The sequence below is a fragment of the Paenibacillus sp. S28 genome, assembly GCF_016624415.1.
Taxonomy (GTDB): Bacteria; Bacillota; Bacilli; order Paenibacillales; family Paenibacillaceae; genus Paenibacillus_AQ; species Paenibacillus_AQ favisporus.
Window position 1 is genome coordinate 1 of record NZ_JACVTM010000035.1, and the last position, 11,558, is coordinate 11,558.

At 49.2% G+C, this 11,558-nt stretch carries 6 protein-coding genes and 1 pseudogene; 5 read left to right on the top strand and 2 right to left on the bottom strand.

What is annotated here, in order from left to right; all coding sequences use genetic code 11:
• On the bottom strand, positions 1 to 3,019 hold a 3,019-nt coding region (locus IAE55_RS33425; RefSeq protein ID WP_325168713.1), incomplete at its 3' end, for an SBBP repeat-containing protein.
• 57 nt (positions 3,020 to 3,076) lie between these two features.
• Positions 3,077 to 3,907: pseudogene (locus IAE55_RS34440) on the bottom strand (DUF7948 domain-containing protein); the annotation flags it as partial.
• Positions 3,908 to 5,008: 1,101 nt separating this feature from the next.
• On the opposite strand from IAE55_RS34440, the gene IAE55_RS33430 reads away from it, so the two are divergent.
• The 5 genes from IAE55_RS33430 to IAE55_RS33450 form a co-directional block, all read left to right on the top strand.
• On the top strand, positions 5,009 to 5,311 hold the full coding sequence (locus tag IAE55_RS33430; protein ID WP_145156373.1) for a zinc-binding dehydrogenase: 303 nt from the start codon (positions 5,009 to 5,011) through the stop codon (positions 5,309 to 5,311).
• 25 nt (positions 5,312 to 5,336) lie between these two features.
• Positions 5,337 to 5,603: a MerR family transcriptional regulator gene (locus tag IAE55_RS34070; protein ID WP_234490053.1), complete on the top strand. Its 267-nt coding sequence runs from the start codon at positions 5,337 to 5,339 to the stop codon at positions 5,601 to 5,603.
• A 311-nt stretch (positions 5,604 to 5,914) separates the two neighbouring features.
• A complete protein-coding gene (locus IAE55_RS33440; RefSeq protein ID WP_145156374.1) occupies positions 5,915 to 6,340 on the top strand; it encodes a hypothetical protein in 426 nt (141 codons plus the stop codon).
• Positions 6,337 to 6,660, top strand: a complete 324-nt coding sequence (locus tag IAE55_RS33445; protein ID WP_145156375.1) for a winged helix-turn-helix domain-containing protein — start codon at positions 6,337 to 6,339, stop codon at positions 6,658 to 6,660. The genes IAE55_RS33440 and IAE55_RS33445 overlap by 4 nt, the downstream gene beginning before the upstream one ends.
• Positions 6,661 to 7,890: 1,230 nt before the next feature.
• Positions 7,891 to 11,558, top strand: a 3,668-nt coding sequence (locus tag IAE55_RS33450) for a DUF7948 domain-containing protein (protein ID WP_200634962.1), incomplete at its 3' end; no start/stop codon positions are given.

The window sequence follows — 11,558 nt, forward strand, 5'->3', positions numbered from 1 at the left end:
CCTCTACCGTCGTAACCAGCGGCGGCGATTGATCCGACGAAACCGTAAACGTGTTGGTGATGACACTGCCGGCTGGCGTATCCGGAGGAACGGGGAACGCGGCGGTGCGAGTGATTGTCTCCCCGGGTAGCAGGACCGGTACCGTTTCGCTTAGGCCAAGAAGTGGGTCCGCCAGGATTACATTCGTCTGCGGAATCGACAGCAAATTCGTAACCGTCAACGTGTACGTGATCGTCTCGCCAGGAAAAGCCGTATTGCGGTCTGGAAGCTTGTGAATGACCAGAGACGGAACGGGAAACGCTCGTATGACCACTTCGGCCGTCGTTTCCTGCGGCGGCGTTTGATCCGACGAAACCGTAAACGCGTTGGTGATGACACTGCCAGCAGGCGCATCTAATGGCACGGTGAACGTCACGGTTCGGGTAATCGTTTCGCCAGGAAGCAAGATCGGTACCGTTTCACTCAGGCCGAGCAGCGCATCACTTAATACCACATTCGTCTGTTGTCCGACCAGCAGATTCGTGACCGTCAGCGTGTAAGTGATGGTTTCGCCGGGAAAGGCCACTGCCAGGTCCGCCTGTTTGCTAAGTGAAAGCCCGGCGCCCGTGACGGTTACGGTGGATTCGACCTCCTGCGTTCCAGCCTCCGCCGAGGTAACCGTAAGCAGGTTGACGATATCCGATCCGATCGGCGTTCCCTGCGGTACGGTGAAAGGGATCGTCAGCTCCGTGGTCTCTCCGACTTCAAGCGTCCCGAGCGTCTGATCAAGCCCGAGGAGCGGATCGGCGAGCCGGATACTGGTCAGCGGAACGTTGCCGATATTCGACAGCGTGATCGTGTAGGTAAACGTCTCGCCCGGCGTGACGGTTAAGGATGACGGCACCTTGCTGACCCCAAGCAGCGGGCGGGCGGATACGGTCACTTCGGCGCTGGCGGTTACAGGTTCCGTCTCATTGCTCACGGCCGTAACCGTATTGATGAACGTCTGCGGCGGCGACTCCAGCGGAACAAAGAACGGCACCTGCAAAATATCCGTCTGCCCGACCGCAATCAGGGGAATAACGGTGCTAAATCCGGTTAAATCGTCCGTGAGGGAAATGTTCGTTAAATCGCTGTTCCCGCTGTTGGATACGGTAATGGTGAACGTAACCGTTTCTCCCGGAGGCACCGCGGTGCGGTCTGCGGTTTTAGTCAGCGTGAGGCGTGGAACGGCTAGGACCTCGACAACCGCACCCACGGTCTCGGGTTCAGGCAGATTGTCAGCGGTAACCTGTACCAGGTTGGCAATCGTGATTCCGGCCAACGCTTCAGGCGGGATGACAAACGGCCAATTGATCGTGACCGTTTCCCCCACCAAAATTTCGTTGATGGTTTCATCCAGCCCGATGAGCGGATCGGTAATCCGTACGTTGATCAAGCCGACATTCCCCATGTTCTGGATGGTAATCGTGAAGATGACCAATTCTCCCGGGGCCGCGGCGGGTGGGTTCACGGTCTTGGTAAGCAGGAGGGCAGGTGCTTCCGTGACGAGGATTTCCGACTTTGCAAATTGCGGCTCAGGAATTTGATCGGATATTACCGTTACGACATTCGTAATAAATCCCGGAGGTGCTTCCGGCGGAACATGGAAGAAGACCTCGAAAATTTGCACTGCAAATGGAGGCAATTCAGGCAGAACCGTAAAAAAGCCGAGCTGCGGATCCTCAATCCTTACATTCGTAAGCGTCACGACGCTTGGGTTGGTTATTTCGATAAAAAAGGTCACCGTCTCTCCCGGCCGGACTTCGAATCGATCGGCGGTTTTGACAACCTTTAGATCAGGTACTAAACCGAACTTGGAAATAAACACATCAACCAAACCGCCTGGTCTCGTCTGAAAGGCTCCTGAGGTAACCGGGAAGTCGGATGAAAGGGTATAGCCCGTAACATACATGTTACCTAAGGCATCCACTGCGATAGCAGCACCGCTATCCACTCCCGTTCCTCCCAATAAGGTGGAATAGACCAGGGCATTACCATCAGAATTAAGTTTGGTTGCGAATGCATCTCTTGGACCCCCGATTGTCGATTGAATCGCATCGGGGGTAGTCGGAAAATCGTCCGAAAGCGTGTAACCTGTAAGAATGGCATTGCCGAATGGATCAAGGGCGCTGCCATAAGCGATTTGGGTATTGGTTCCGCCTAGATAGGTTGAATAGACGAGAGAGTTTCCTTCCGGATTCAACTTGGTCATAAATGCATCGTTAGTACCACCAAACGTCGGTTGAAAGGCTCCGGGGGTGGTTGGAAAATCAGTAGAACGAGTGTATCCTCCCACATAGGCATTTCCTGTGGCATCGACCGAAATGCCGTACCCATATTCGGTCAACGATCCACCTAAGTAAGTAGAATAGGCGAGGGAACTTCCAGAGGGATTTACTTTGGTCACAAACACATCGCCGGTGCCACTTCTCGAAGTTTGAAAAGCTCCAGGGGTCGTTGGAAAATTAATAGAAGCCGTATTCCCTGTCACATAAGCATTTCCTGCATTATCTACCGTAATTGCCGTGCCATTATCCCCACCTGATCCACCAAGGAAAGTGGAATAGACAAGCGAAGTTCCTGTGGTGTTCAACTTGGAAATAAACCCGTCGTTATTGCCTCCATAAACAGTTTGAATAGCGCCGGGCGTCGTCAGGAAATTGGAGGAAGCTGTTAATCCTGTAACATACGCCTCACCCGTACTATCTATTGCTATTCCGAGACCATAATCATCTCCGTCTCCGCCTAAATAGGTGGAATAGACAAGTGCATTTCCGGCGGCATTCAGCTTGGTCACAAAGACATCGCTAGAACCTCCGAACATCGTCTGTACGGCGCCGGGAGTAACCGGGAAGTCGTCGGAGTACGTTCGTCCCGTGATATAGGCGTTTCCAGCACTATCAACTGCGATATTCTGTCCTGAATCGCTAGCCGAACCGCCTAGATAAGTGGAATAAACGAGAGCGGTTCCGTTTGGATTTAGTTTGGTTACGAACACCTCCCGGTCCCCGCCGAATGTCGTTTGTACAGCGCCTGGCGTGATCGGGAAGTCTGTAGATGTCGTTATACCAGTAACATAGACATTGCCAGAGACATCTACCGCAATCCCAAATGGTTCATCATTGCCTGAACCGCCCAAGTAGGTGGAGTAGATTAATCCTGGATCGATAATAAGAGGAGCGCTACGGTCATAGGACTCGCCAATTTGAAACCCAATCGTGAGACCATTTTTATCATCGGGTACAAGGATGAACGAGCCCGGGACTTCTATTCGTTGTCCATCCATCTCCTGATAACAGACCGGGCAGGGATCAATTAATGCACCAATTGAGGTATCGACAACCAAATTTCCTTCTTCATCGAGCGAGATTTTCTCCGCTCCCACATATGCAAACTGAATAGCATCTTCATTGGCTCCTGGTTGAACGATAAACTCATATTTGATGTTTGGCCCCTCGCTTCGAAATACCAGATCAATCCCGGGCCATAGTTTCGGGTATATGATCCGTAGAAACGTGGGAATATCAGTACGCCATTTAGAAGGATCCGAGCCTCTAAAGTAATGGATCTTGCTATTCAACTCCCCGGTTCCTTCCGGATGAACATCTGGATTGGCATTCAGGAAGCGGAAATCTAGACGGGTGCTCCGTACCTCTCTCTCCTGGTGTGGTATTTCGATCTTCGGCTGTTTTCTTACTTTATGGTGTGAACTATCCGAAAAAGTAAAAATGACTTCACTGGACGTAAACAAAGCTTGAACATTTGAGCCTTTCGATACGTATCGAATCCTTGGTTCATTTACCTGTCCGATATTCGGAACAAAGTAATTGGGTAAATGAATGACAGGCTCCGCAACTTTTAGACCGCTTTTCAAAATAGCAGGCATATTTTGAGTACCTCTCCCTAAAAAAATAATTGAAGATTACAGTAGTCTAGAGTATGTAAACGGATCTTAGTTAGTGATTCGTCCATGTGCTTTTACTACAACGTCGTCAAAAAAAGCCTAGTTCACATGAAGTGCACCTTATAGTGGACATAGGAAAAACACTCTGTGGCAATGATGAGGAATGATCGAATTGCTCTAAGCCTGGCATTAAGCAATTTATCGAACTTCGAAATGCTGGTCAGGTTAAATTTCCCAGGATTTGTCCATATGCATATGATGATGACCTTGAGTTTGGTTGGAAACAATCCAGAGTTTAAAGCGTTGCATGCATACAATATGTACAGGTTAAAAAGATGAAGAAAATAAGGTCTTTGATGAAACTGTGTGGTAAATTGGCACGGGTCTCGTCGGAATGGCTCGTAGCAATGAGGCTTACAATACGCATAAAAAGAAGCCAATTCAAGTGGCAGCTTAAACATAATTAACCGTTTCGTCGTACAAATTTTGGCTTATTCGCAGGATTTTAAAAAAGCACGGAGTACCGGATATATTCAACCAAAGGGCATCGACCCGTAACTGGCGGCGTTGAGAAAGCATGCAGTAAATGGAATTAAATGGGGCAGTATATATTCCCCTCTATTCCCGTGCGCCTTCATGTTGCCGAAGTCTAACACGGAGTTCCCCTTCATGTCTTTTATCCTTAACCAACCGGGCGAAATCCTGCGAATAAGCGAGCATTCGTGAGAAAATTAAATCGTACCGAGGGAGTTGAATGACAACAGCGGTAGTCTAAGACTTTATTTTTCAGTCTTGGTCCGCCGCTGTTTGATTTTTTGTGCTAGTCTAATACTTAATTGTTGAAAGCTAACTATTTTTGACCTCATAAGCCCCGTTAGATCAAGTTGTTCAGTCTAAAACTTTATTTTCATACAAATTACACCATATTGGTATAAATATGGTACGCTTATAAGTAACTTACGGGGATAATGTCTCGGGGATACTTTAGATGGGCTAGAAAGAGATCGTAATTATAAATAAGTATAAAAAGGCAACTGAGAACACTCAGTTGCCTTTTTATACTTATTTCCTGTCTCAAAAAACATGCTATTCGAGACAACAAAAAAACTTCACTTCAGAAGTAACGGGGATAATTACTTATCCGCCTTATCCGAGAAGAAGCGGACGCCGCATGGCAATCCGGCCTCCCTGTATTCCATCACGACACTGAGGAAAGAGCGCCCCGACTGGTTCCGCGAAGACTTGGCGCAGGTGTTCGATCTGCTGGCCGAGGGCAAAATCAATCCGCTAATCGCAGCCCGCTTCCCGCTGCGCGACGCCGCTGAATCGCACGCGCTCTTGGAAACGTCGCAAACTGCGGGTAAAATCGTTCTTATCGGAAGTTAATCGTTATAAAGGACGGTGCAGGCCAATGTACGCCATCAGCGAACTCGCGAAACTGACCGGAATTACGGCGTTTACGCTGCGGTACTACGAGAAAATCGGCGTGCTGCCGAAGCCCCGGCGGCATAACGGAGAGGGCGCGGGCATCCGCACGTACAGCGAAGCCGACCTGCAGATGATCCGGTTCATCCATGGGTTGAAGCTGTCGGGCATGAAACTGGAGGATATTGCCGGATTCACGGGCGACGGCTGCCTGCTGACGAATCCCGACATGCCGGAATATGACGTATCGTAGACGCTGCATAAGCGAATCGAGATTCTGGACCGCCATATCGGAGAGCTGGAAGAACAGATGAACCAGCTCAAGACTGTCCAATCGCTGTCGTTGGAGAAGAAGGCCTATTACGCCGCGCTGCTGGAACGGATGGGAAATGTCGGCGCACAGGAACACAAGCAAGAAGAGGAAGACAGGTCCGGGAGTCAGGTAGTCACTGAGTCATTAGCCTCAATTCCGGCTTGCAGTCTTATTCATAATTAGACTGTTCAATTACTTGAATAATAGTAAAGTATGTGATAATATTCAATTAATTGAATGGAGGGGATGTTGTGGTCCATGAAAAAAATAATATTGATGCCCAAGATGCACTCACTGAAATCAAACGGCTGGAACATAAAGTTCGACTCGGAGGTCATTGGACGGGATGGTTATGGTTTATGTTGGGGATCGCAATCGCTGCTTTCGGCGTGTTAGCTCCTCCCGTAACAACTGGATGGCTGCAATATGTTGTTACACTTGCAGTGCCTATTCTAGGCTTATTCGCACTGTTCTTCGCTGCCAGGCAACAAGTGGTCAGTAAAGTCTATTGGCGGCTTCAATTTCCTGTTACCTGGATTTTTTGCGGGTTGGTTTTGGTGGATGTGATTTTTCGCCTTTTGGCGCATCCAGATCACCTCTCCATTTGGGTAGTAGTTCTGGGAGTTTTGCCAGCAATACCATGTTGGTATGGAGCTTGGCGGGTGTGGCGTTCATGAACTCATCGGAGAACCATTTTCGGCATAAGTTGGATGAATTGATACATGTACCGGTGCGGCTATCTATTATGGCAACACTTGCTCCGGCGGAACGAGTTGACTTTCAATTTTTGCGTGATGCAATTGAGGTTAGCGATTCCCTATTATCTAAACATCTTAGTGTCCTTGAAGCAGCTGGATACGTGGAAGTAATTAAGGGATATGTGGGAAAACGACCAAGAACTTGGCTTGCAATCACCGAAACCGGACGAACTGCGTTTAAAGATTACGTAGAGGTCTTACGTCTAATTGTTGACGCAGGACCAGCGTATGAGAAATAAATTTTGGACACCTAAGTGTTAAGCAAATCGAAGAAATGTATGCAGAAGATGGGCGTACCCTTGCGAAAAAATGTAAGACGACAAAAACATACATGCTTAAATAGCCGCGTAGCTGCGGCTTTTTTTTTTAACGATATATGTTCTTGTCAAAACCCGACGACAAGAACATATATCGTTTGCCGAAAAAGACAAGAACTTGTATGGTGCGGTTTACTTGGATTTCGGTTTTTTGCCCATAGGCAGCGAATCCATGAGCTATCCTACTCCATGGCTTTCATGTTTCTCAAAGTTAATGCACACCAAGACCCCGAATGCTCAATATGGAATAATATACTAAAATTTATTGAAGCATATGAAGATGCTGTGAATTTTCGCATCACTGTTGATGAAAGAAGAACTTTTTTACCCTACACAGCAGCAGTGACTCTACCATGTTGCAAGTGACGGATTTAAAGCTGATTCCATTAAATCCGTAAAACAGCGATTGCTCCTTTTGCGTCTCAGTGAGTGGTTATTGACACATTCTGAAGCAATGCTTTAAGGAAGACGGTGGGATACAATAGCTAAATAAAGATCCCTAACTGTCCATACAAACGAAGAGGAGCTCCTGATCGGAGCTCCTTTGTACTTCTCCGCACATAGGGTTCGATTATGAAAAGTCAGAAATGAGCTCCATATATAACTTCAGTTACCGTGAACTAAGCTTAAGCCAAGGCTCGGAATAACCGCTGCCGCGGACCAAGGGGCTGTACAGTTCAGCCTTATATCCTGGCGAGAAATTTTATGGCCCGGTACTCATGCAAATAAGAGGTTAGTACTTTGTAAGGGGATCAGCCATTGCGTCAAACATCCTCTTCCTCCTCAAGTTGCTTTGGATCCTTCGTTCAACAAACGAATGGCTCAATATGCATGAATGGACGGCGGCCAGTAATCAATTGGCTGCCGTCCGTTATCCTCGCTTTTATCACCATGGCAGGCTCACTGACAGAATTGACTGCACTTGTAGGCTTCAACAATATCCAATAATTTTACAAATGCAGAAAAGCAATATGCTAAAATCTGGATCATATATAAAAGTTAGGGCCATTTTCTGTTCTCCACATACCTCATCTCCGTTTGATTATAAAAAGGGATAAAGAGAGTACGTGGAAAGCGAGGAGGATGATTTTATAGAACCGAATCAAACCGGTAAGCAATTTAACGAAAAATATGATAACAAGAGGTGAACCTATGTTACCGAATGTAAACAAGCAAACGCCTTTGGGGGCGCTTTGGAACTTCCCGCTGACATTTGTGGCAAACGTGGGGCAGTCTCGTGAAGACATCCGTTACTTATCCAATAAGCCCGGATGCCGAATCGGTTTTTCCTCAGAAGAAGTTCACTTTGATTTCACTGGAAATCAACCGGAAGCAGCAGAGGCGAGGGGGCTCTCCCTGCGATTTCTTAACACGAACAAGGCCGTGCAAATGGAAGGGCGCCTGCAAGCCGAGGAAAAGGTCCATTATTTGATAGGCAATGATCCTTCGAAGTGGCGTACTGGCCTTTCGACCTATCAAGAGATCGTCTACCGGGAGCTATGGCAGGGAATCGACCTGGTATTCTATGGATCACACGGAAAGTTCAAATACGATGTCGTTGTGAAGCCCGGTGCCAAACTTGGCGATGTCCGGTTGGCTTACCGCGGTGCCGAAGCGTTATCCTTGAACAAGGAAGGGGATCTCCAGATTCACACCTTGTATGGCGATTTGGCGGAGGAGAAACCTGTCAGCTATCAGGTGATCGATGGCCGAAAGGTTGCCATAGACAGCCGATTCGTATTGAAGGACGGACAAGAAGCTTGCGTTTACGGCTTCGAAGTCGGCGAAGGGTATCGTTCGGACTATGAGTTAGTCATCGATCCAGCGCTTTTCTACTCCACTTTCCTGGGAGGATCCGAGAGTGATGCAGGCCTTAGTATCGCAGCGGATCCATTCGGCAATGCCTATGTGACGGGGGTAACCGCCTCCTTCGACTTTCCGATCGCCGGCCCGGCATTCCAACCCTTTAAAGACGGATCTACAACGGTATTCGTTTCGAAATTGAATCCGTTTGGAAACGCGCTAGAATATTCAACTTATCTCGGCGGCAGCAGCGCGGATCAAGGCAACGGCATTGCGGTGGACGACTCGGGCCACGCCTACGTGACCGGGCAGACTCTATCCCCCGATTTTCCGACTACTCCGGGAGCCTTTCGTAACTTTATAAGCGGGAATCAAGATGCGTTCGTAACCAAATTAAGCCCGGACGGCAGCTTCCTCGTGTATTCGACGTTTCTTGGCGGACAGGGAGTGGATACCGGATTCGGTATCGCTCTCGACGGTGTTGGCCACGCTTATGTGGCGGGCTCGACAAATTCCTTCGATTTCCCTGTTACAGCCGGCGCGTTCCAGCCCGGTCTTGCCGGTACCCTGGAAAACGCTTTTGTATCGAAGTTGAATCCAAACGGGACGGACCTTGTGTATTCCACTTTTGTAGGAGGCTTCTCCGGAACGGACGTGGCGCGCAGCATCGCGGTAGACTTTGCAGGCAACGCCTACGTAACAGGGATAACCACCTCCGCGGACTTTCCGACGTCACCTGGAGCGTTCCAAATTTCATTAACTGGTGTAATAGCCGCCTTCGTATCGAAAGTCAATGAAAACGGGTCTGATCTCATCTATTCGACCTACCTTTCCGGCAGCGGTGACGATGAGGGCCGGGGCATAGCGGTGGATCAGTCTGGTCAGGCTTACGTGACGGGGAGCACCACTTCGTTCGACTTTCCGATTGCGGGAGGCGCGTTCCAGCCCTTTTACGGCGGCGGACTTTCCGACGCCTTTGTTACGAAATTGAGTTCAGAAGGCAACTATCTGGTCTATTCGACTTTTCTAGGCGGAGATGGGACGGATTCAGGCAGCGGCATCGCCGTGCGCTCAGGCTTCGCTTTTGTAACGGGAAGTACCAGTTCGTTTAATTTCCCGATTACGCCTGACGCCATCCGCCATTTTACTGAGGGCGGAGATGGCTTCCTTACGCAATTAAACATAGACGGCGGTTCGCTCGTTTTCTCCACTTTCATTGGCGGCGGTTCGAGCGACGCAGACAGTGCCGTCGCGGTTGATAACGAAAACAACGTTTATTTAACAGGTCAGACGTTCTCCCCCGATTTTCCGATTACGCCCGGCGTGGTTCAGCCGTTCCTGCGCGGAAGCGGCGATGCCTTTGTCATGAAATTCACCGAGTTTGGCGTTGAACTGCTGGTCAAAAAATTTACGGATCGCTTTGAAGTAAGTCCGGGGGAACGAGTGACCTATTTTATCGAAATCCATAATCCGACGGGTTTCATATTTACAAATGTGATCATTGATGACCCGTTGATTGGCATTTTACATTTCATTCCTAACATCCCTCCCTTTTCGTTTCAAATATTCGAATTCCCGTTCGATATTCCGGTCGACTTTCCGCTTGGGTTATTCCGAAATGTCGTGAGGGTCACCGCCGATAATCAGTTCGGAGAACCCTTCACCTCAGAGACGGAAATTCTCGTGACGGGTTCTCCCGTCTTGGTAGCGACCAAGATCGTGAATCCACCGGCTGCGGCCCCTGGGGAGACGGTCATTTTTACGATTATTCTCGAAAATCACGGCACGGCCGACTTGCTCAATGTCCACCTCGTTGATCCGTTGATCGGGCTGGAAGAATTGATCGGCGACATTCCCGTCGGGGCGGTGATTAGCATTGATTGGCCTTTCGTTATTCCTCCGGATGCGCAGGCCGGTCTGACGATTTCCAATATCTTGACGATAACGGCGCTTAATCTGCCGGAACCGGAGGAAGTGGGAACGGTGGTCGAGGTGCTGCCCGTTCCCAGGCTGGAGATCCATAAGACGGCGGATCGCAGATTCGTTCTTCCGGACGAAACGGTCATCTTTACGATTGAGATAATCAACACCGGGAATACGGATATTATCAATGTCCATGTAACGGACGATCTCACCGGATTTGAAATTTCGATTCCCGTGCTTTCAATCGGAGAAAGCCAAATTTTTACGATTCCATTCTTCGTCCCGCTGGAGACACCTCCACAGACGTTTACGAATACGGCGGTTGCCTTCAGCGATCAATCCGAGCCTGTATTCGCTAATGAGGAAGTGACGGTGCTTGCTGTCCCTCGACTGGGGATCATGAAGATTCCGGATACGACCTTCGTTGCACCGGGACAGACGATTCAGTATACTCTCATTTTGGAGAATATCGGGAATGTAAAGCTGACTGGTATTCGTATCTTGGATCCGGTTCTTGGTCTCGATTTGTTGGTGCCCGATTTGGAGGTAGGGGAAGTTCGTAAACTTGCATTTCCGTTTACCATCCCGCGGGAGTCCCCGATCGGATCTGATATCGTTAACATTCTCACGGTTGAATCCGCTGAAACCGGACCACAGGAGGTCGAATCGCTCGTTACGGTTACGGGCTTCGGACTGTCTCTGCTGAAGGAGGCAGACCGTGCAGTGGCCATCCCGGGCGAGACGGTGTTTTATACGCTGACGGTGACGAATTTGCTGAATGAGCCGCAGACGAATGTCGTGCTGAACGATAGTCTGCTGGGCATAAGTGAGACGATCCCCGTACTCCAGCCGAATGAGACCATTACCCGTACGGCTACGTTCACGATTCCCGCAGATGCGGTCCCCGGCACCGTTTTCCTGAATCAGTTTACCGTCAGCTCTGACCAGACGCCGCTTCAGGAGACAATCGCTGAGGTGGTTGTGCTTGAGCCACCGGGTCCTGCGATTGTTATCGAAAAGCTTCCGGATCGGAATACGGCCGCGCCAGGCGAGACGATCACCTATTCGCTGACCGTGACGAATTTGCGGGGCTT